This window comes from Nonomuraea sp. KM90, from assembly GCF_052246675.1.
Lineage (GTDB): Bacteria > Actinomycetota > Actinomycetes > Streptosporangiales > Streptosporangiaceae > Nonomuraea.
On record NZ_JBQQCB010000157.1, the window covers coordinates 1 to 21,209 of the forward strand.

Below are 21,209 nucleotides of genomic sequence, written 5' to 3' on the forward strand. Positions count from 1 at the left end.
AGCGGAAGAGGGCGGCCGGCTCGACGCCCGCCCACACCACCTCGGGCTCCGACGGGGACGGGGCGAGCTGCCAGACCCGGGTCAGCGTCGCCTCGGTCTTCTCGGGGAAGGCGATGGGCGGCTGCTCAACCTGGCCGAGGTGCGGGCCCACCTGCTGCAGCAGCTGCGCAGGCAGGCCGAGGTGTCCGGCGACGGGCGGCTGGCCGAGCTGCACGACGAGCTGGCGTCCTACACCTACCCGGGGGTGGATCTGAACGTCGCGCACGTTCCCGGGCCGGGCGACATCCTGGTGCCGTTGCGGATCGCGGCGGGCGACCGGGTGCTGTCGATGTTCACGACGATCGCGACGTTCGGCACGCCGGTGGACGTGACGGTGTCCGAGCTGGCCATCGAGACGTTCTGGCCCAGCGACGAGGAGACCGCCGCCGTGCTGCGCGGATAGCCGCCGATGCCCACGCCGACGCTCACGCCCACGCCGACGGTTCCGGCGCGGTGCGGGGTCAGCGGGCGGTCGGTGGGGCGGTGGGCGGGGGGTCGCCGGTGGCGATGGCGGCCTCGATGGCGATCGAGGGCGGGTCGCCGCCCAGGATCGGTAAGCCGCCCGTGACCGTGTGGGTGCGCACGTCGTACGCCCCGCCCCTGGGCGCCCGGGCGATCGCGAACGCCGGGAAGGCGCTGCCGCCGGGGACGACCGAGGTGGAGATGTAGTCGCCCACCGTGCGGCCCTGCGCGCTGCCGGCCAGCCAGTCCACGGACATCGGCCCGTGCAGCTCCGTCGGCGCCGACCAGCTGGCCCCGCCGTTGGTCGAGGAGGTGTACGCGACCGTCAGGCGGCACGTGGCGGCCGTGCAGGCGGCCTCCGGGTACCGGTAGTAGGCCAGCGCCAGCCGGGCCCTGCCGCCCGCGCTCTCGCGGTCCACGCCGAGGCCGGGGATGAAGTGGTCGCCGCCGTCGCCGGTGACCCGGATGACGTCGCCCCACGAGGCCCCCGTGGCCGACCGGCTCAGCACGATGTCGTTGCCGGCGCAGCCGATCTGGAAGCGGCAGTCGTGCCAGACGACGTACACGGTGCCGGCCGCGTCGACCTCCGCCGACGGCAGCGGCGCGGCCCGCAACCCGCCCGCCACCGTGTGCCGCTGCACCCGCGAGACCGGCACGCTCCCGCTCCAGCTCGCGCCGCCGTCACGGGAGCGGAAGGAGCGGATCTCGCCGTCGTCGCCCAGGTACGGGACCACCACGGCCCCGTTCGGCCGCACCACCGGCTGCCCGCCCAGCCCGGTGGCCGAGGTGCCGGTCACGGCCCAGGTCAGCCCGCCGTCGGAGGATCGGGCCACCTTGATCGCGTTGGCCGCGCCGTGGTCGTCGAACACCACGTAGCAGCGGCCGCGGTACGGGCTTTCCGCGCCGTTGTCGCAGGCCACCCAGCTCTTGTCCAGGTCGCCCCCGACGGCGGTCGCGACCGGCTCGTCCCAGGTCACCCCGTCGGTGGAGCGGCTGGTCAGCACCGCCGCCCCGGCGACCCCGCCCACGTCGGTGAGCGCCAGCGAGGAGATCAGCCACACCCCGTGACCGGCGTCGAACGCCACCGACGGATCGCTGACCCGCGCGTACGCCCCGCCCCCGAAACCGGTCAGCCCCGGCAGCACGCCCTTGGCCCACGTGGCGCCGTTGTCCGCGGACGTCGCGAACGCGATGCCGGACGCCCCTCCGTCGTGGAAGCGGCCCGCCTGCTGCGCGGTCACGATGGTCGAGCCCCACTGGTAGGTGTCGGGCCCGGCCTGGGTGCCGTGCTGGCTGGTGGCGTTGGCGTAGGCGTCGGACCCGATCTCGGTCAGCGGCACGGCCTCCTCGGCAAGGGCGGGGGAGGGGGCGAGGAGGAGCATCGCGGTGACGACGGTCACGAATCCGCCGATTCCTCGGCACCGGGCGGGGGATGGCACAGTCCACCTCCACTTGGCGGGTCAAGTTCCAGATGGCACCGTCCGATCCCCGCTGTCAACCTCCTGATCTGGAAAATCAGCGTTCCCCCTGGATGATGTCCCGGTGGATGCGGGCCAGGGGCACGCCGTCGATCTGCAGGCGGCGTACGGTCTCGTTGACCATGGAAGTCGGGCCGCACACGTACACGTCGTGCTCGGCCCAGGAGTGGAAGCGCTGCGTCACCTCGGGCAGGTGGCCGCGCATGCCCTCGTAGGAGGGCTGGTCCGACACCACCGGCAGCACCCGCAGCCAGGGGAACGACGACTCCATCCTGATCAGGTCCGGCAGGTCGTACAGCTCGTCGGCGGTGCGGGCGCCGTACAGCAGGTGGATGTTGGGCCGGCGGCCGGAGGCGATGATGGACTCGATGATCGCCTTCAGCGGCGCCAGGCCCGTGCCGCCGGCCACGCACAGGACGTCGCGCACGCTCTGCTCGCGCGGCGCCATCGTGCCCATCGGCGGGCCCAGCATGAGCGTGTCGCCGATGCGGGTGTGCCTGATCAGCGTGGTCGACACCCAGCCGCCGGGGACCGAGCGCACGTGCAGCCTGATCGTGTTGTCCGGGCGCGGCGCGTTGGCGATGGAGAACGTCCGCCACACGCGCGGCCAGCGCGCGGTCTGCACGTTGACGTACTGCCCCGGCGTGTACGGCAGCCGCTGCGTCGGCCGCAGCGTGAGGACCGCGATGTCCCGGTGACGCTGCTCGTGGTCGATGACCTCGGCCAGCCACCAGGCGGGGGAGACCCCCGAGTCCGACTCGGCCGACTCGATCATCAGGTTCGCGGCGGCGGTGTACGCCGACACCCAGGCCGCCTCGATCTCGTGGTTCCACACGTCCGCGGCGAAGCGGCGGATCGTGGCGAGCAGCGCGTTGCCCACGGCCGTGTAGTGCTCGGCGATCACGCCGTACTTGCGGTGGTCCCGCCCGAGCTGCCCGAGGAAGGCCGCCAGGCTGTCCGGGCTGTCCAGGCTCCACACGATCCGGGTCAACGCGCTGAACAGCCGGTCGCGCTGCACGTCCATGGCCGGCGGGAACATCCCTCGCAAGTGCGGGTTCTCCGCGAACAGCCGGCCGTAGAAGTAGGCCGTGGCCTTGTCGGCCAGCGGCTCCACGACGGAGAAACTCTCTTTCACCAGGCGCGGATTCAACGACATATATCCAACCCCACCCTTTGACCGGAAACGCATTCCGGTCTCGCCGTTCACCTCCCTGACGGTTCCGGGTCATGAGCGCCGGGGCCTGCCCCGGCGTACCCGAGCGCTCGAAATTGAGTCTTACACCACCGATGACGCGTCACAACCGTTTCCCCTCAATACGGTGCGAAGCAGAACTATCAGTAGCGTTCTTGTGATTCTCCGCAGGCAATCCCCATGCGATTTCGGTCAGCAAATGCGAAAATTATTTATTTTCGCATTTCATTCGCGGGAGTTCCGCGACCGGCCCGCCCGGAGCCCCTCGCGGGCGGGTCGCTCGGGGTGGCTCGCGAACGTCCGTCTCGGGACCGGCGCGTGGCGGGCACGGCTGACGAAGGCGGAGAAGGGGGCGAAACCCGGAAAGTCCGGCTCCCCGGGAGGCAAGCGGTGGGAGGGGATCTTTGGGAGGGGTGACATATCGGAAAGAGAGTGCGCCATGATGGCATGGGGCCGTCACCTTGACGGGCTGGCGCCCGCACGACTCCACCATGCCCCCTGGAGATCGCATGTCCCGACCGCTGATCGGCATCACCGCCTACTTCGAAGCTGCCCGCTGGGGTGACTGGGTACGGGAGGCCGTGCTGTCTCCCCCCTCGTACGCCAAGGCGGTCGGACGGGCGGGGGGCGCGCCCGTGATGCTGCCGCCACTCGGCCCGCACGCCATCGAGGACTACGTACGCGGCCTGCAGGGCATCGTCCTGGCCGGCGGCGTGGAGGTGGGGGCCGACACCTACAACGGCGATCCGGACGAGCGCGTCGCCGAGCCGCAGGTGCACCGCGACCGGTTCGAGCTGGCCATCGCCAGGGCCGCCATCCGCGCCGACGTGCCCGTCCTGGCCGTCGCCAGGGGCATGCACGTGCTCAACGTCGCCCAGGGCGGCACGCTCATCCCCTGGCTGCCGGAGGTGCTCGACAGCGACCGCCACGCCGAGCCGGACGGCGGCCACACGATCCAGGTCAGCGTCTCCAGCAAGCTCGGCAAGGCGATCGGCGACCGGGTCGAGGTGAACGCGCCGCACCACCAGTCCGTACGCCGCCTCGGCAGCGGCCTGCTGGCCGTGGCCTGGGCCGAGGACCAGATCGTCGAGGGCATCGAGCTGCAGGGACACCGGTTCGGCGTCGGGGTGCAGTGGCACCCGGAACGCGGCCAGGACAATCGGCTCTTCGATGCGTTCGTCGAGGCGGCCCGCTAGGCTTCGATCATGCCGCTGCACCCCCAGGCGCGGGACTACGTCGCCCAGTATCCGTCGGATCTGACCACCGACCTGGCCACGCTCGACCTGGCCGCGATCCAGGAAATGCGCGCGCAGGACGCCCTGGCGGCCCACCGAGGGCCGCTGACGAAGCTGCCGTTCGTCCGCGACGAGCTGGCCGAGGGCGTGCCGATCCGCATCTACCGGGCCGATCCCGGCGACGGCCTGCTGCCCGTGGTGGTCTACTTCCACGGCGGCGGCTGGGTCTTCGGCAGCGTCAGGCGCAACGACGCGGCCGGCCGCGACCTGGCCATCCGCACCCGCGCGGTGGTGGTGTCGGTCGACTACCGGCTGGCCCCCGAGCACCCCTTCCCGGCCGCCGCCGACGACGCCTGGACCGTGGTGCGCGACATCTTCGCCAGGCCCGCCTTCTACCAGAGCAACGGCAGCGTCGCCGTGATCGGCGACAGCGCGGGCGGCAACCTGGCCGCCGTCGCCGCCTGGCAGGCCCGCGACGCCGGGTTGCGGCTGGCCCACCAGGTGCTCGTCTACCCGGTGCTCGACGTGGCCATGGACACGCCCAGCTACGTGCAGCACGCCAAGGGCTTCGGGCTGGATGCCGAGGAGATGGCCTGGTTCGCCCGCCAATACGCTCCCGACGCCGACCCGGCCGACCCGCGGCTGTCCCCGCTGCGCCTGCCCGACGTGTCGGGCCTGGCGCCGGCGACCGTCGTGACCGCCGAATACGACGTGCTGAGAGACGAGGGCGAGCGCTACGCCGCCCGCCTGGCCGAGGCGGGCGTGCCGGCCGAAGTGCGCAGGTTCGACGGCGCCGTGCACAGCTTCTTCGTCCTGCCCGGCCTGTTCGACCAGGCCGTCGAGGCCCGCGACTACGTGGCGGAGCGGCTGCGGGAGTCGCTCTGATGGACTCCTACGCGAAGCTGAAGCTCGACACCCCGGCCGACGGCGTGCTGCGCATCACGATCAGCGAGCCCGCCCGGCTCAACGCCGTGGACGCCGTCGCCCACCGCGAGCTGGGCGAGATCTGGCGCGACGCCGACCGCGACGACGGCGTCAGGGCCATCCTCGTCAGGGGAGAGGGCCGGGCGTTCTCCGCGGGCGGCGACCTGACCATGATCGAGGAGATGACGCGCGACCACGCCACCAGGCTGCGCGTGTTCGCCGAGGCCCGCGACATCGTCTACAACGTGCTCAACTGCTCCAAGCCCGTCGTCTCGGCCATCCAGGGCCCGGCCGTCGGCGCGGGCCTCGCGGTGGCCCTGCTGGCCGACATCTCCGTCGCCGGCCGCACCGCGCGGATCATCGACGGCCACACCAGGCTCGGCGTCGCGGCCGGCGACCACGCCGCGATCATCTGGCCGCTGCTGTGCGGGATGGCCAAGGCCAAATACCACCTGCTGCTGTGCGAGCCCGTCACGGGCGAGCAGGCCGAGCGGATGGGCCTCGTCAGCCTGTGCGTGGACGACGACCAGGTGCACGACAGGGCCCTGGAGATCGCCGTCCGGCTCGCGGCCGGGGCCCAGGAGGCGATCAGGCTCACCAAATACTCGCTCAACAACTGGCTGCGCCTGGCCGGTCCGACCTTCGACGCCTCGCTCGCCATGGAGTTCCTCGGCTTCACCGGCCCCGACGTGGCCGAGGGCGTTCGCGCGCTGCGCGAGAAGCGGCCCCCGTCATTCGGCTGAGCGCCAGGCGTGTGCTTCCCCGGGCCTCGGGTAGGCGGGCCTCGTGGAGGACCAGGTGGAGGACAACGAGCTGGAGGAGGTGCCACCGACGCACCCGTACGCCGGCCGCGAGATCTCGGGCAGGCCGGCTTGAAGCCACCGCAAGCCGCGGGGGCAGTCCGGGAAGCCGCGCCGCGAGGGGGTTGAGCAGAAGCTCCCCCGCCACAGGTGCGGTACCGCCCGAATTCGGTACCGATCGGGCGGCCGGACACCCCGCTTCACCCAGCCGGGCTCACCGGGGCCGGCGCGCGTGGAACACGAAGGCCGGGGGAGTGTTACGCCACACCGTACGCCCGGGGACGACCTCCTCGAAGCGCTCGGCCAGCAGCGCGCGGAACCGCCGCGCCGAGCTGAGCGGGATGGCGTGGATGTAGGAGAACGTGGTGAACGCCGCCCCCGGGCTCATCGCCCCCGTCACCGCGGTCAGCAGTTCGCGCTGCAACTCGTCCGGGAAGGCCGCCCACGGCAGCCCGCTCACCACCACGTCGGCCATCCGCAGCCCGCGCTCGCCCAGGAGTTCGCCCAGGCGGGTCGCGTCGTCGTGCACCACGTCCACCGTGGGGAAGCGCTCGGCCAGCAATTGCGCCAGCGGTTCGTTGAGCTCCACGGCCATATGGTGGCCGCGCCCGGCCAGCCGCTCCTGGATCTCCACCGTGAACGCGCCCGTACCCGGGCCGAGCTCGGCCACGACGGGTTCGCCCCGCTCGGGGATCGGCGCGCAGACGGCCGCGGCCAGCCGCCGCGAGCTTGGCGCGAACGCGCCGATCGTGGCGGGGGAGCGCAGGAACTGGCCGAGAAAAACCGCGGTGTCGTTGGACATGATCAGAATCTAGGGGAGCGACCGGGCCCGATCGCTCCCCCGTCCGGGCGGATGTCCGGCCACTTGGAGGAGGCGGGGTCGCCCGTACGGAGGATCAGCAGTTCACGCTCGGCGGATACGGTGTGTGCATGCGTTGGCGTGGTGTGCCGCTGGATGTCCTCCTCGCGGCTTCTGGAGTGGGCCTGGATCTGCTGACCACGGCGCACGCCGGTGACACCGAATACCTGCCCGCCGAGATGAACATCCCCATGGCGCTGCTCGTCGGCCTGCCCATGGGCCTGGTACGCCGCTGGCCGGTGCCCGTCACCCTCTACCTGGCGGCCTTCCTGGCCATCACCGACCAGCTCGGCTCGTTCACCTCCAACACCGCCCAGATCCTCGTCTGCGTGGCACTGGGCGTGGCCGGGCACACCTCGAGGGCGCGGTCCACCGCCCTCGCCGTGACCGCCACGATCTTCGCGACCGCCCTCAACATCGCCGATCCGGGCATCGCGCTCACCGGCAACATGTGGATGTACTCCGTGCTGCTGCCCGTCTTCCCCGCCGTACTCGGCGCCTACCTGCGCAGCTCCGCCGAGCGCCTCGACGAGCGCGACGTCACCCCCGACGCGCTGCTCGCGGCGGGCGGCGTGGCGATCACCGTGCTCAGCACGTGGACCTCCTGGCACGCGGGCGCGCAGCCCGTCTGGGTGGTCGGGCTGCTCGCCGTGGTGGGCGGCCTGTCGCTGGGCATCGCCAGGCGGCTGCCCGGCCTGGTGTTCCTGCTGCAGGGCGTGCTGCTCGTCTCGGCCGACACCTATCTCAACCAGGCCGTCAACACGTGCGTGATCCTCACGCTCATCGCGATCGGCGTCTTCGCCATGCGGGTGGTGTCCTGGGCCTGGACGGTGGCCGCGTACATGACCGGCTGCCTGCTGACCTCCATCGCCGTCGTCGGCGACGACACCGAGATCACCGGGTTCCGCGTCGGCGTGCTGATGACGCTGGTGGCCACGCCCATCGCCATCGGCCGCTACCTGGGCATGCGCCGCGCCGCCGTGGCCTCCGAACGCCTGCGCGCCGAGGAGGCCGCCCGCGCGGCGGTCGCGCAGGTGCGGGCCGACCAGCTCGCCGAGCGCGAGCGCATCGCCCGCGACGTGCACGACATCGTGGCCCACCACGTCGGCGCCATGGTGCTGCGGGCCAGCGCCGCCCGCTACACCGCCCCCGACGGCCCCGTGGCCGACGCGCTCAACGACATCCGCGAGACCGGCCACCAGGTGCTGCAGGACCTGCGCGACCTGCTCGACCTGCTGCGCGACCCCGAACGCCAGCCCGACCTGCTGGCCAACCCCGCCGACGTCGTACGCGAGTCAGCCGAGCGCATGTCCGCCGCCGGCCTCGTCGTCGACCTCGACCTCGACCCGGCCACGGATCAGGCCCCGCTCATCGCCCGCACCTCCGCCGCCAGAATCGTCCAGGAAGGACTCACCAACGTGCTCAAACACGCAGGTCCCGGCACCCGGGTCCGCGTATCCGTGACCCCGGCGGACGAAGGGCTTGCCGTGGAGATCCGCAACGGCCGGCCGCCCACGGCCATCGAACGCCTGCCCTCCTCCGGGCGCGGCCTGGCCGGCATGCGCGAGCGCGTACGCACCGTCGGGGGCACCCTCAGCGCGGGGCCCGACGGCGAGGGCGGCTGGCTGCTGGCCGCCCACCTGCCCACCCGCCTGTCCTCGGGGAGTGCGGCATGATCCGCGTGCTGGTGGCCGACGACCAGGCGCTCGTCCGCGCGGGCGTGCGCATGCTGCTGCAGGCCACGGGCGACATGGAGGTCGTGGGCGAGGCCGAGGACGGCGCCGAGGCCGTGCGCCTGGCCGAGCGTCACCTGCCCGACGTGGTCCTCATGGATCTGCGCATGCCCAGGGTCGACGGCCTGGAGGCCATCAAGCGGGTGCTCGCGGCCCGGCCCGGCGCCAGGATCGTGGTGCTGACCACCTTCGCCGAGGACGGCAACGTCTACGCCGCCCTGCGCGCCGGCGCGGTCGGCTTCCTGGTCAAGGACGACGAGCCGGAGCGCATGGTGGACGCCGTTCGCAGGGCCGCGGCCGGCGAGCAGCTCCTCGCGCCCTCGGTGCTGCGCCGGGTCGTGGAGCGCTTCCTGGCCGCCGAGGAGCAGGCCGCCGGGCCGGCCGCGCCTCCCGGGCTGACCGAGCGCGAGATCGAGGTGCTCGCCCTGGTCGGCACGGGTCTGTCCAACGCGGAGATCGCCGAGGAGCTGCACGTCGGCGTCACCACGGTCAAGACCCACATCGCCGCCGCCATGGACAAGCTGGGCCTGCGCAACCGCATCCAGGCCGCCGTCGTCGCCCACCGCACCGGCCTCGTGGACGCCTCCTTCCGCCCCGTACGCCAGCCACGCGGCGGATCCTCCGGCTGAGCCGCGTCACCCCCGCCGCCGGGGCCGGATCCGCCCGGGCGGCGGACCCGCGAGTCACCCCGCAGGCTGACGACCCGACCCGCCCCTCGCCGCGACCATGTGGTCCTTCACCCGTCGTACGACCGGAAGGACCACTGATCACCATGTCGGAAACCGTCACCATGCCCCGGCCCCAGCGCGCGGGCCGGGTCTCCGCCGGCCTCCTCTACAGCCTGCGCGTCGCCGTCACCGCCCAGGCGGCGGCGCTGCTCGTGGCCGCCTCGTTCGCCGGCCAGGCGGTGGAGTCGGACTCCATGATCGAGACCCACGTCATGGCCGGCATGGTCGTCCACCTCGTGGCCCTCGTCCAGATCGTCCTGGCCGTGCTCGTCTGGCGCCCCGGCCGCGGGGCCGGCTGGCCCGCGCTGGCCAGCGTGGCGCTGTTCGTCGTCGGCGCGGCCCAGCACTTCACCTGGCTGTGGCTGGGGGCGCACCTGCCCAACGGCGTGCTCCTGTTCGGCCTCACCAGCGCCGTGCTGATCTGGGCGTGGTCCCCGGCAGCCGCCCGCCGCCGCTAAGGTCGGAGATGTGTATGTGAAGATCTGCGGGCTGAGCGAGCCGGAGCACGTGGCCACCGCCGTCGGGGCCGGGGCCGACGCCATCGGGTTCGTCATGACCCGGAGCCCGCGCCGGATCACGCCCGAGCGGGCGGCCGAGCTGGCCGCGCTCGTCCCCGAGCACGTGCTCACCGTCGGCGTGTTCCGGGGCGAGGACCCGGAGACGGTGCGGGCGGCGGCGCTGGCCTCCGGGGTGCGGGCCGTCCAGCTGCACGGCCGGCACCCGCACGGCGACTTCACCGCGCTGAAAGACCTCGGCGTCCGCCTGGTCAGGGCCGTCGACGCGCAGGCCGACCTGCGCTGCGGGGCCTTCGACGAGGACCTGCTCCTGGTGGACGCGCCGCACGCGGGCTCGGGCGAGCCGTGGGACTGGGCCGCCGTACGCGGGCGGCCCTCCGGGCAGTGGATGCTCGCGGGCGGCCTCGACCCGGCCAACGTCGCCGAGGCCATCGCGGCCGCTCGCCCGTGGGGTGTGGACGTCTCCAGCGGCGTCGAGACCGCGCCCGGGGTCAAGGACTCGGCCCTGATCGAGGCGTTCCTCCGCGCGGCCCGCCAGACCCATGCCTGACCCCGTCCCACCTTCGCAAGCGCGGGCCACTTCGGAAGCGGCCACCTCAGAAGCGTCCGTCACTTCGGAAGCGCTCGCCACGGAGCGGCACGTCCGGGACGGGGCCGCCCTGGTGCGCGCGCTGGACTTCCTGCACGCCTTCGCCCGCCGCAGGGCGCCGCGCGAGGTCCCGGTGCCCGGCGGGTTCGCGGTGCTCGACGATCGCTTCCCCGGCTCGTACGACGACAACAAGCTGATCGTCCGCACGGCGCCCGACGACGATCCCGCCGCGGCGGTGGCGCGGCTCCTGGCGGCGGCCGACGAGGCGCTCGGGAGCCACGGTCACCGGCTGGTGTGCGTGGACGACGACCGGCTCGGCACGGCGTACGCACCCGCGTTCGCCGCCGCCGGCTACGAGCACGAGACGAATCTCCTCATGGCCTTCCGCGGCCCGGTCCCGAGAGATCCGGCCCCGGCCGAGCGGCTCGAACTGCCGGAACTGATTCCCGTGCTGCGCCGCGACTGGCGCCGTACCCTGCCGCAGGCCCCCGACGCGGTGATCGACGGGCTGGCCAGGCGCGTGGAGTCCCGGCTGCGCGGGGCCGGCTCGGTGGGCTTCCACGGCGTACGCGCCCCGGACGGGGAGATCGCCGCCAGGGCCGACCTGTACGCGCACGACGGGGTCGCCCAGATCGAGAGCGTCTTCACCGGAGAGCCGTACCGGGGCAAGGGGTACGCGCGTGCCCTGATGACCGCGCTGCTCGGGGAGGCGGCGGGGGCCGAGCTGATCTTCCTGGTGGCCGACGCGGACGACTGGCCGCGCCACTTCTACTCCCGCCTCGGCTTCGAGCAACTCGGCCGCACCCACGCCTTCCTCCGCACCTGACCCCACCCACCCCCGCCTTCGCCCTTCAACCCCCCGACGCCGCCTCCTGCCTCCCCGGGGTGGGCGCTGAAACGCCTGGAAAAGCCGGGCCCAGGTGGGGCCGCTGTGTTGGAGTTCCACGCAGTAGGGTCTCCTGCGTGAGCGAAACTTCCGCCGAGGACCGGATCTGGACGGTTCCTAACCTGCTGAGCTTCCTGCGCCTCCTGGGTGTGCCCGTGTTCCTCTGGCTGGTTCTCGGGCCCAAGGCGGACGGGTGGGCCATCGGGATCCTCGCGGTCGCCGGGTTCACCGACTGGCTCGACGGAAAGATCGCCCGGGCGTTCAACCAGACCAGCAAGCTCGGCCGGATCATCGACCCCGCCGCCGACAAGCTGTACGTCTTCGCCACCATCCTGGCTCTCCTGCTGCGCGACGTGATCCCCTGGTGGCTGGTCGCGGTCATCGTCGCACGGGAACTCTTCGTCGGAAGTTTCATGCCCGTACTTCGCAAACATGGCTATAAGGCACTTCAGGTGCATTTCCTGGGCAAGGCCGCCATGTTCAACCTCATGTACGCTTTCCCTCTCCTCTTCCTTGCCTCCCACACGGGGTGGTATGCCGATATAGCCCGCATTGTCGGATGGGCGTTCGCGCTTTGGGGAACGGGCCTGTACTGGTGGGCGGGGGTGCTGTATGTGGTACAGGTGCGCCAACTCGTAACCGCGGCCAAGAAGGGGTGATCGGGTGAAGGCGGTCGTCATGGCAGGCGGGGAGGGCACTCGGCTGCGTCCGATGACCGCCAACCAGCCCAAACCCCTGCTCCCCGTGGTCAACCGCCCGATCATGGAGCACGTCCTGCGCCTGCTCAAGCGGCACGGCGTCACCGAGACGGTGGTGACCCTCCAGTTCCTGGCCGCCCTGGTGCGCAACTACTTCGGCGACGGCGACGAGCTGGGCATGAGCCTGCAGTACGCCACCGAGGACATCCCTCTCGGCACCGCCGGCAGCGTCAAGAACGCCGCCGACCGCCTCCGCGACGACCGATTTCTGGTGATCTCCGGCGATGCCCTAACGGATATTGATTTATCCGACATGATCCGTTTTCACCGTGAAAATCAGGCACTTGTGACAATTGGCCTGAAAAGGGTCCCCAATCCTCTCGAATTCGGGATCATCATCGTGGACGAGGAGGGCCGCGTACAGCGCTTCCTGGAGAAGCCCACCTGGGGTCAGGTCTTCTCCGACACCGTCAACACCGGCATCTACGTCATGGAGCCCGAGGTCCTCGAGGCCGTCGCCGCCGGAGAGCCCGTCGACTGGTCCTCGGATGTCTTCCCCGCCCTCCTCGAACGTGGCGCCGCCATCTACGGCTACGTGGCCGACGGCTACTGGGAGGACGTCGGCACCCACGACAGCTACCTCAAGGCCCAGGCCGACGCCCTGTCCGGCAAGGTCGAGCTGGACATCGGCGGCTTCGAGGTCTCGCCGGGCGTCTGGGTCGCCGACTCGGCCTCGGTGGACCCCGACGCCGTGCTCAAGGGCCCGCTGCTGATCGGCGAGTACGCCAAGGTCGAGGCGGGCGCCGAACTGCGTGAATACACCGTGCTCGGCAACAACGTCGTCGTCCGCGAGGGCGCCTTCCTGCACCGCGCGATCGTCCACGACAACGTCTACCTCGGCCCCGGCGCCCACCTGCGCGGCTGCGTCATCGGCAAGAGCACCGACGTGATGGCCGGCGCCCGCATCGAGGAGAACGCCGTCATCGGCGACGAATGCGTCATCGAGGCGGAGGCGTACGTCTCCAGCGGCGTCCGGGTCTACCCGTTCAAGACCATCGAGGCCGGCGCGGTCGTCAACACCAGCGTCATCTGGGAGTCGCGCGGCCAGCGCAACCTGTTCGGCCCCCGGGGGGTCAGCGGCCTGGTCAACGTCGAGATCACCGCCGAGCTGTGCGTCCGCCTGGCCAGCGCGTACGCCACCACCCTGAAGAAGGGCGAGTACGTCGTCACCTCCCGCGACTGCTCCCTGGCCGCCAGGGCGCTCAAGCGGGCCGTCATCGGCGCGCTCACCGCGGGCGCCATCAACGTCCTCGACCTCGAGGCGGCCCCGCTGCCGGTCACCCGCTTCCACACGGCCCGCGAGTCGGCCGCCGGCGGCATCGTGCTGCGCACCACCCCCGGCGACCCGCAGAGCGTGGACATCGTCATCATGGACGACCGCGGCGCCGACCTGCCCCCGGCCGCGCAGCGCAAGCTGGAGCGGGTCTTCTCCCGCCAGGAGTTCCGCCGCGCCTTCCCCGGCGAGATCGCCGAGCTCGCCTACCCGGCCAGGGCCGTCGAGGACTACACCCACGAGCTGCTGCGCCACGTCGGCGTGAGCGGCGTCAGGGACATGAAGGTCGTCGTCGACTGCGCCGGGGGCACCTCCTCGCTGGTGCTGCCCACGCTGCTCGGCCGGGTCGGCGTCGAGGTGCTCACCGTCAACGCCCGCCTCGACGACGTCTCGCCCACCGAGACGCTCGCCGAGCGCCGCCGCGACCTGCAGCGCCTGTCCGAGCTCGTCAGCTCCTCGCGGGCGGCCTTCGGCGTGCGGTTCGACCCGGTCGGCGAGCGCATCGCCCTGGTGGACGAGAAGGGCCAGCTCATCAACGAGGAACGCGCCCTGCTCGTCGTGCTCGACCTGGTCGCCGCCGAGCGCCGGGGCGGCCAGGTGGCCCTGCCCGTCACCACGACCAGGGTCGCCGAGCAGGTCTGCCGCTTCCACGGCGTACAGGTGCAGTGGACCTCCACCGCGCTCGACGCCCTCACCTCGGCCGCCGCGAGCCCCGACATGATCTTCGCGGCCGACGGGCGCGGTGGGTTCGTGGTCCCGGAGTTCAGCCCCGCCATCGACGGGCTGGCCGCGTTCATGCGCCTGCTCGGCCTGGTCGCCCGCACCCGGCTGTCGCTCAGCCAGATCGACGCCAGGATCCCCGAGGTCAAGCTGCTCAAGCGCACCGTGCCCACGCCGTGGGCGGCCAAGGGCGCCGTCATGCGCTCGGTCATCGAGGCCGCCGAGTCCGAGCCGGAGGGCCACCGCGTCGACACCACCGACGGCGTGCGGGTGGCCCGCGAGGACGGGAGCTGGGTGCTGGTCCTGCCCGCCGCCGCCGAGCCGGTCACCGACCTGTGGGCCGAGGCGTCGGACGTCGACAGCGCCCAGGCGCTGCTCGAACGGTGGGCGCGCATCGTGGAGCAGGCCGCCGGCTGACCTCGTCGCACACGCGTCACACGCCGTCACGCACAGCGACCGGAGACGATCGGGAAAGGCTTTGCCGATGACGTGCACAGAGAGTGCCGCAAGATCGTAATGTAGAAACGCGCGGCGGCATGGACCACGGGGCGGGGGCGACGGTAACTTTGTCTGCGTCCAAACCAAAGTGCAGCGCCCCGCCTTGACCTTTGCCGCTGATCAGCGTAAGTTGCGGCATTCGCAAACTTGAAAAAGCGAAGCGAGGCGCGCCCTGAGCACCGTCGCCGCGTCTTCGCGGTAGGAGGCCGAGCCGATCGATGCCGAGCGTCTACTGCACGCAGTGCGGGCACGCCAACCCCGAGGATGCCCGTTTCTGTTCCCGCTGTGGGTCACCGCTGACCAGACCCGAGGTCTCCGGGGACACCACATCGACGATCTCCGTCGCGGGAATCGAGGCGTACGAGGCTGAGACGGGCGACATGCTCCTGGCCGAGCGGGCTCTGGTCGAGCAACTGCCCCCGGGCACGGCGTTGCTCACGGTGACCAGGGGTCCCAACCAGGGGAGTCGCTTCCGGCTCGACAAGGAGCTGACCACGACGGGGCGCCATCCGGAGAGCGACATCTTCCTCGACGACATCACGGTCTCCCGCCGCCACGTCGAGTTCTACCGCCACCGCGGCGGCCAGTTCTCCGTGCGCGACGTGGGCAGCCTCAACGGCACCTACGTCAACCGGGAGCGGATCGAGGAGGTTCCCCTGCACTCCGGAGACGAGGTGCAGATCGGCAAATTCCGCCTCGTCTTCCTGATGCGGGGCACCGCCGGCGTATGAGTGAGCGACCCTTGGACATGGCTCAGCACCCCGGGTTCACGGGGCCGGAGGCGCCGTGAGCTCCCAGGCGGCGCGGTCGCACATGAGCATCGGGGAGGTGCTCGCGCTCCTGCAGGGCGAGTTCCCCGATGTCACGATCTCCAAGATCAGGTTCTTGGAGGGCGAGGGGCTGATCGAGCCCGAGCGCAGCCCCTCCGGCTACCGCAAGTTCACGCACCTGCACGTCGAGCAACTGCGCTTCATCCTCACCGAGCAGCGTGACCACTACCTGCCGCTGCGGGTGATCAAGGACCGGATGGCGGAGAGCTTCGGCCGCCCGCGTGAGGTCCGGCAGGCGCAGGAGGTCCGGTTCAGCCGGGCGGAGCTGCTCGAGGCCGCGGGGATCGACGACGAGACGCTCACCGAGCTGGAGGACTACGGCCTGCTCGCCCCGGTGGCCCGGCGCTACGACGAGGAGGCGCTCAAGGTGGCGCGCACGGTCGGGGCGCTGGCCCGGTTCGGCCTGCACGCCCGCCACCTGCGGGCGGTCAAGGCGGCGGCCGAGCGCGAGGCGGGGCTGGTCGAGCAGACCGTCGCGCCGATCCTCAAGCGGCGCGCCCCCGGCGCCATCGGTGAGGCGGACGAGGTCGCCAGGGAGCTTTCCACGCTTCTGCTCGACCTGCACGCATCCCTTGTGCGCACGGGTGTCCGTTCGGTCCTGGGACGTTGAGACCGTAGCGAGCTGGGAGGCGGGGGCACATTCCAGGCCCGCTGGGTGTTACGTTGAATTGCAGAAGCCAGTCAGCAGAAGCGATGATCGAAGAGCTGTGCCGGGTGACCGGTCAGGAATACGGAGCAGCCCGTGTTGCAGATGGAGGTCGTGGGCGTTCGCGTTGAAATGCCCACTAATCAGCCGATCGTCTTGCTCAAGGAGGCTCACGGGGAACGGTTCCTTCCTATATGGATCGGCATGACGGAGGCCACGGCGATCGCCCTGGCCCAGGCTGAGGAGCCGCCGCCGCGGCCGCTCACCCATGACCTTTTCCGTGACGTGCTGAGCGCCCTGGGTGTCGGCCTGCGGGCGGTCAACATCGTCGCGCTGCGCGACGGCATCTTCTTCGCCGATCTGGTCTTCTCCAACGGTGTGGAGGTGAGCGCCCGGCCGTCCGACTCGATCGCGCTCGCCCTGCGCACCGGGGCCCGGATCTTCGCCAGCGAGGAGGTCGTCCAGGAGGCCGGAGTGATCATCCCGGACGACCAGGAGGACGAGGTGGAGAAGTTCAGGGAGTTCCTTGACACGATCACTCCCGAAGACTTCGGCAGGGCGGGGTAGGTATTTCAGTGCATTTACGCTTCACGACGCGCCGAGCCGGATCGTTGACTGAGCATGGTCACGGTCCTACGGTGCAAGTGAAACCCGTGGTCGCCCTTTACGAACCCCCAGATCAGGCCACGGGATGAGAGAAAGCCGGAGGTCCGCGTGGCGGTCAGCAGCGGCGAGGGAAAGACGGCCGGCCAGGAAGATCCGGTGCGGCGCGAGAGCGCGCGGCAGCGTGCCGGGGAGCAGGGTCTGCTCTTCGACGAGCAGCCGTCGGCGTTGCCGGGCGACATCGGATACCGCGGGCCGACGGCCTGCGCCGCGGCCGGCATCACCTACAGGCAGCTCGACTACTGGGCGCGCACGGGCCTGGTGGAGCCGACGATAAGAGCCGCGCAGGGCTCCGGCTCCCAGAGGCTCTACAGCTTCCGCGACATCCTCGTACTCAAAGTCGTCAAGCGGCTCCTGGACACCGGGGTGTCGCTGCAGCAGATCCGCACGGCCGTGCAGCATCTGCGTGACCGCGGGGTCGCCGACCTCGCGCAGATCACGCTCATGAGCGACGGCGTCAGCGTCTACGAGTGCACCTCGGCCGACGAGGTGATCGACCTGCTCCAGGGCGGCCAGGGCGTGTTCGGCATCGCGCTCGGGCGAGTCTGGCGAGAGGTCGAGGGCTCCCTCGCGGAGCTGCCGGGGGAACGCGCGGCGGTCGAGGACAACGTCCCGGCCGACCATCCCGCTGACGAGCTGGCTCGCAGGCGCCGCGCGCGCCGCACCGGCTGAACACTTCGAAGACCGTCGGGGCAGGCCGGTGAACGGCAAACGGGGCTTAGCGTAGTAATCTGGGACAGCAAGGCTGACGACCCCGTGCGGGAGAGTCCTCGGGCCCCCTGGGCCCCGGGGCGCCGAAGGAGCAACCCTCCCCGGAATCTCTCAGGCATCCTGTACCGCTCGGGTGAGGCAACTCTGGAAAGCAGGTGCGCCCGCCAGGCGCGTCTCACCGACGGTGCAAGCCCCCGCAGGGGTGAAGCTCTCAGGTCGCGGCACCGCGCAGGTCGTGGATCGCGCTGACAGAGGGGGAGATCCGGCACTCGTCCGCGCCCTGGCGCCGGTCTCCATAGCCTCGGGAGGCACACCCCATGACCGATCTGTCCGCTCCGCCGTTCTCGTCAAGGCACATCGGCCCATCGGAGTCCGAGCAGCAGCGCATGCTCGAGGCCGTCGGCTTCGAGTCCGTGGCGGACCTGGTGGCGGTGGCCGTCCCGGAGGCCATCAGGGCCAAGGACCGGCTCAAGCTGCCCGCCGCGATCGGCGAGGCCGAGGCCATCGCCGAGCTGCGCGCTCTGGCCGGGCGCAACCGGGTGCTCACCTCCATGATCGGCCTGGGCTACTACGACACCGTCACGCCCGCGGTCATCCGCCGCAACCTGCTGGAGAACCCGGGCTGGTACACCGCCTACACGCCGTACCAGCCGGAGATCTCGCAGGGGCGCCTGGAGGCGCTGCTGAACTTCCAGACGGTCGTCTCCGACCTCACCGGCCTGCCCGTCTCCGGCGCGTCGCTGCTGGACGAGGCCACGGCCGCGGCCGAGGCCATGACGCTGGCGCGCCGGGCCGGCAAGTCCAGGAGCGACGTGTTCGTGGTGGACGCCGACGCGCTGCCCCAGACCAAGTCCGTGCTCGCCACCCGGGCCGAGCCGCTCGGCATCACGCTGGTGGAGCACTCCCTGGAGGGCGAGTTGCCCGAGTGCTTCGGCGTGCTCGTCCAGTACCCGGGCGCGTCGGGCCTGCTGCGCGACTTCCGTGCCCTGGCCGCCGCCGCGCACGAGGCGGGCGCCCTCGTCGTGGCCGCCGCCGACCTGCTGGCCCTGACGCTGGTCACCGCCCCCGGCGAGCTGGGCGCCGACATCGCGATCGGCTCCTCGCAGCGGTTCGGGGTGCCGTTCGGGTTCGGCGGGCCGCACGCCGCGTACATGTCCGTACGCGAGGGCCTGCAGCGCCAGCTCCCGGGCCGGCTCGTGGGCGTGTCCGTCGACGCCGACGGCGACCCCGCCTACCGCCTGGCCCTGCAGACCCGCGAGCAGCACATCCGCCGCGAGAAGGCCACCAGCAACATCTGCACCGCGCAGGTGCTGCTCGCCGTCATCGCCGGCATGTACGCCGTCTACCACGGCCCCGAGGGACTGCGCGGCATCGCCCACCGGGTGCACCGCCATGCCACCGCCCTGGCCGAGGGGCTGCGCGGCGCCGGCGTGGAGGTCGTGCACGGCGAGTTCTTCGACACCGTGCTCGCCCGCGTGCCCGGCCGGGCCGGCTCCGTCGTGGCCGCCGCCGCCGAGCGGGGCGTCAACCTCTGGCAGGTGGACGCCGACCACGTCTCCGTCGCCTGCGACGAGCAGACCGGCGTCACCGAGGTGGCCAAGGTGCTGGCGGCCTTCGGAGCGGAAGGCACGGAGCCCGACCCCGAGGCCGCCGCCGACGCGCTGCCCTCCTCGCTGCTGCGCGAGACCCCGTACCTGACCCACCCGGTCTTCCACGCCCACCGCTCCGAGACCGCGATGCTGCGTTACCTGCGCAGGCTGCAGGACAAGGACATCGCGCTCGACCGTTCGATGATCCCGCTCGGCTCCTGCACGATGAAGCTGAACGCGACCACCGAGATGGAGCCCATCACCTGGCCCGAGTTCGCCGCCGTCCACCCGTACGCGCCGGCCGACCAGACCGAGGGCTACCGCGAGCTGATCGGCACGCTGGAGGGCTGGCTGGCCGAGGTGACCGGCTACGACGCCGTCTCCATCCAGCCGAACGCCGGCTCGCAGGGCGAGTTCGCCGGGCTGCTGGCCATCCGCGCCTACCACCGCGCCAACGGCCAGGGCGAGCGGGACGTCTGCCTCATCCCGTCCTCCGCCCACGGCACGAACGCCGCCAGCGCCGTCATGGCCGGCATGCGCGTCGTGGTCGTGGCCTGCGACACCGACGGCAACGTGGACCTGGCCGACCTCGACGCCAAGATCGACAAGCACCGTGACGCGCTGGCCGCGATCATGGTGACGTACCCGTCCACGCACGGCGTGTACGAGGAGACGATCACCGAGGTGTGCGCCAAGGTGCACGAGGCCGGTGGCCAGGTGTACGTGGACGGCGCCAACCTCAACGCCCTGGTCGGCCTGGCCAAGCCCGGCGAGTTCGGGGCCGACGTCTCCCACCTCAACCTGCACAAGACCTTCTGCATCCCGCACGGCGGCGGCGGCCCGGGTGTCGGCCCCGTCGCGGTGCGCGGCCACCTGGCCTCCTACCTGCCCGGCCACCCCCTGCACAACGGCACGCCGGTCGGCCCCGTCTCGGCCGCCCCGTACGGGTCGGCGGGGATCCTGCCGATCTCGTGGGCGTACATCAGGATGATGGGCTCCGAGGGCCTCACGGCCGCGACCGAGCAGGCCATCCTGTCGGCGAACTACCTGGCCCGGCGGCTGGCCCCGCACTACCCCGTGCTGTACACCGGCCGCGGCGGCCTGGTCGCCCACGAGTGCATCGTCGACCTGCGCCAGATCACCAAGGAGACCGGCGTCACCGTCGACGACGTGGCCAAGCGCCTCATCGACTACGGCTTCCACGCGCCGACGATGTCGTTCCCCGTGGCCGGGACGCTCATGATCGAGCCGACCGAGAGCGAGGACCTCGGCGAGCTCGACCGGTTCGTGGACGCGATGGTCGCCATCCGCGGGGAAATCGCGAAGGTGGCCTCCGGCGACTACGACAAGACCGACAACCCGCTGCGGAACGCGCCGCACACGGCGGAGTCGGTCAGCGCGGACGAGTGGCCGCACCCGTACGCGCGCAGCGAGGCGGCCTACCCGCTGCCCTCCCTGCGCGACGGCAAGTACTGGGTGCCGGTGCGCCGTATCGACCAGGCCTACGGCGACCGCAACCTCGTGTGCTCCTGCCCTCCCCTGGAGGCGTACGAGGACTGAGGCGTGCGGGGGCGGGCGCCGTCAGGCGTCCGCCAGTCCTTCGGTGTCAAGTGAGCAGACATGATCGCCAGAAGTGGTTAGGCTCGGTCCGACCGTCGCCACAAGGAGCTCTCTTGACGTCCTCAGAGCTGGAGACCCCGCCCCTCGACACCGCCCGCCTCCTGGCCGAGCGCGGTGACCTCGATGCCGCCGCCGCCATCCTGGGCGAGCTCGCCGCCGACCCCGAGCAGCCCGACCGGGCGCAGGCCGCCGTCGGGCTCGCCGTGGTGCTGGAGCAGCGCGGCGACATGGAGGCGGCCCGGGCCGCCGCCAGGACCGCCCTGGCCACGGGGCATCCCGAATACGCCGCGCAGGCCGCCTGCCACCTGGCCCAGGGGTTCGAGCGTGAGGGCCGGGCCGACCAGGCCAGGGCCGCCTGGCAGGCGGTGCTGGGGGTGGGCACGGCCGCGTACCTGCCGCTGGCGCATCTCGCGCTGGCCCGGCTGGCCGTGGGCGCCGACGACCTGGGGGAGGCGGAGAAG

At 71.7% G+C, this 21,209-nt stretch carries 20 protein-coding genes and 1 riboswitch; of the genes, 17 read left to right on the plus strand and 3 right to left on the minus strand.

All coding sequences use genetic code 11. The features are described 5' to 3' along the window. The first annotated feature begins 139 nt into the window (after positions 1-139). A complete protein-coding gene (locus ACTWPW_RS56565) occupies positions 140-442 on the plus strand; it encodes an MmyB family transcriptional regulator (RefSeq protein WP_443173907.1) in 303 nt (100 codons plus the stop codon). A gap of 58 nt (positions 443-500) precedes the next feature. Here the strand turns inward: ACTWPW_RS56565 and ACTWPW_RS56570 are convergent, their stop codons facing one another. Both ACTWPW_RS56570 and ACTWPW_RS56575 read right to left on the minus strand, forming a co-directional pair. Continuing rightward, the gene (locus ACTWPW_RS56570) at positions 501-1,901 is read right to left on the minus strand and encodes a hypothetical protein (protein WP_443173908.1); all 1,401 of its coding nucleotides are present in this window, start codon (positions 1,899-1,901) and stop codon (positions 501-503) included. A gap of 115 nt (positions 1,902-2,016) precedes the next feature. Beyond that, a complete protein-coding gene (locus ACTWPW_RS56575; protein ID WP_364135270.1) occupies positions 2,017-3,135 on the minus strand; it encodes a globin domain-containing protein in 1,119 nt (372 codons plus the stop codon). Between the two features lie 545 nt (positions 3,136-3,680). Between ACTWPW_RS56575 and ACTWPW_RS56580 the strand changes: the two genes are divergently transcribed. The 3 genes from ACTWPW_RS56580 to ACTWPW_RS56590 are packed head-to-tail and all read left to right on the plus strand — an operon-like array spanning position 3,681 to position 6,073. Further along, positions 3,681-4,367: a gamma-glutamyl-gamma-aminobutyrate hydrolase family protein gene (locus ACTWPW_RS56580; protein ID WP_375108294.1), complete on the plus strand. Its 687-nt coding sequence runs from the start codon at positions 3,681-3,683 to the stop codon at positions 4,365-4,367. 9 nt (positions 4,368-4,376) lie between these two features. Further along, the gene (locus ACTWPW_RS56585; protein ID WP_443173909.1) at positions 4,377-5,291 is read left to right on the plus strand and encodes an alpha/beta hydrolase; all 915 of its coding nucleotides are present in this window, start codon (positions 4,377-4,379) and stop codon (positions 5,289-5,291) included. Next, positions 5,291-6,073, plus strand: coding sequence for an enoyl-CoA hydratase/isomerase family protein (locus tag ACTWPW_RS56590; protein ID WP_443173910.1), 783 nt, complete (start codon positions 5,291-5,293; stop codon positions 6,071-6,073). The genes ACTWPW_RS56585 and ACTWPW_RS56590 overlap by 1 nt, the downstream gene beginning before the upstream one ends. A gap of 271 nt (positions 6,074-6,344) precedes the next feature. Here ACTWPW_RS56590 and ACTWPW_RS56595 read toward each other — a convergent pair whose 3' ends face one another. Then, the gene (locus tag ACTWPW_RS56595; RefSeq protein WP_375108291.1) at positions 6,345-6,932 is read right to left on the minus strand and encodes a class I SAM-dependent methyltransferase; all 588 of its coding nucleotides are present in this window, start codon (positions 6,930-6,932) and stop codon (positions 6,345-6,347) included. A 128-nt stretch (positions 6,933-7,060) separates the two neighbouring features. Between ACTWPW_RS56595 and ACTWPW_RS56600 the strand changes: the two genes are divergently transcribed. The 13 genes from ACTWPW_RS56600 to ACTWPW_RS56660 form a co-directional block, all read left to right on the plus strand. After that, complete coding sequence (locus ACTWPW_RS56600) at positions 7,061-8,665, plus strand: sensor histidine kinase (protein WP_375108290.1); 1,605 nt, start codon at positions 7,061-7,063, stop codon at positions 8,663-8,665. Continuing rightward, positions 8,662-9,351, plus strand: a complete 690-nt coding sequence (locus ACTWPW_RS56605; RefSeq protein WP_375108289.1) for a response regulator — start codon at positions 8,662-8,664, stop codon at positions 9,349-9,351. The genes ACTWPW_RS56600 and ACTWPW_RS56605 overlap by 4 nt, the downstream gene beginning before the upstream one ends. A 143-nt stretch (positions 9,352-9,494) precedes the next feature. Beyond that, entirely contained in the window at positions 9,495-9,908 is a 414-nt protein-coding gene (locus ACTWPW_RS56610; RefSeq protein ID WP_443173911.1) for a hypothetical protein, read from the plus strand. Positions 9,909-9,918: 10 nt separating this feature from the next. Next, a complete protein-coding gene (locus ACTWPW_RS56615) occupies positions 9,919-10,515 on the plus strand; it encodes a phosphoribosylanthranilate isomerase (RefSeq protein ID WP_375108287.1) in 597 nt (198 codons plus the stop codon). A gap of 112 nt (positions 10,516-10,627) precedes the next feature. Next, positions 10,628-11,380 (plus strand): GNAT family N-acetyltransferase, encoded by a 753-nt coding sequence (locus ACTWPW_RS56620; protein WP_443173912.1) that lies wholly within the window; start codon positions 10,628-10,630, stop codon positions 11,378-11,380. 137 nt (positions 11,381-11,517) lie between these two features. Next, positions 11,518-12,099, plus strand: coding sequence for a CDP-alcohol phosphatidyltransferase family protein (locus ACTWPW_RS56625; protein WP_443173913.1), 582 nt, complete (start codon positions 11,518-11,520; stop codon positions 12,097-12,099). Between the two features lie 4 nt (positions 12,100-12,103). Beyond that, positions 12,104-14,608, plus strand: a complete 2,505-nt coding sequence (locus ACTWPW_RS56630; protein ID WP_375108285.1) for a sugar phosphate nucleotidyltransferase — start codon at positions 12,104-12,106, stop codon at positions 14,606-14,608. Between the two features lie 299 nt (positions 14,609-14,907). Continuing rightward, positions 14,908-15,420, plus strand: coding sequence for an FHA domain-containing protein (locus tag ACTWPW_RS56635; protein WP_364135306.1), 513 nt, complete (start codon positions 14,908-14,910; stop codon positions 15,418-15,420). Between the two features lie 55 nt (positions 15,421-15,475). Further along, a complete protein-coding gene (gene ftsR, locus ACTWPW_RS56640; protein ID WP_364135309.1) occupies positions 15,476-16,129 on the plus strand; it encodes a transcriptional regulator FtsR in 654 nt (217 codons plus the stop codon). Positions 16,130-16,261: 132 nt separating this feature from the next. Next, positions 16,262-16,732, plus strand: coding sequence for a bifunctional nuclease family protein (locus ACTWPW_RS56645; RefSeq protein ID WP_090771501.1), 471 nt, complete (start codon positions 16,262-16,264; stop codon positions 16,730-16,732). 147 nt (positions 16,733-16,879) lie between these two features. After that, a complete protein-coding gene (locus ACTWPW_RS56650; RefSeq protein ID WP_364135312.1) occupies positions 16,880-17,500 on the plus strand; it encodes a MerR family transcriptional regulator in 621 nt (206 codons plus the stop codon). A 77-nt stretch (positions 17,501-17,577) separates the two neighbouring features. Further along, positions 17,578-17,677, plus strand: a riboswitch (glycine riboswitch). Positions 17,678-17,856: 179 nt separating this feature from the next. Next, positions 17,857-20,688 (plus strand): aminomethyl-transferring glycine dehydrogenase, encoded by a 2,832-nt coding sequence (gene gcvP, locus ACTWPW_RS56655; RefSeq protein WP_443173914.1) that lies wholly within the window; start codon positions 17,857-17,859, stop codon positions 20,686-20,688. 113 nt (positions 20,689-20,801) lie between these two features. Further along, positions 20,802-21,209 (plus strand): tetratricopeptide repeat protein (locus tag ACTWPW_RS56660; RefSeq protein ID WP_443173915.1); only part of this gene is annotated, 408 nt, incomplete at its 3' end.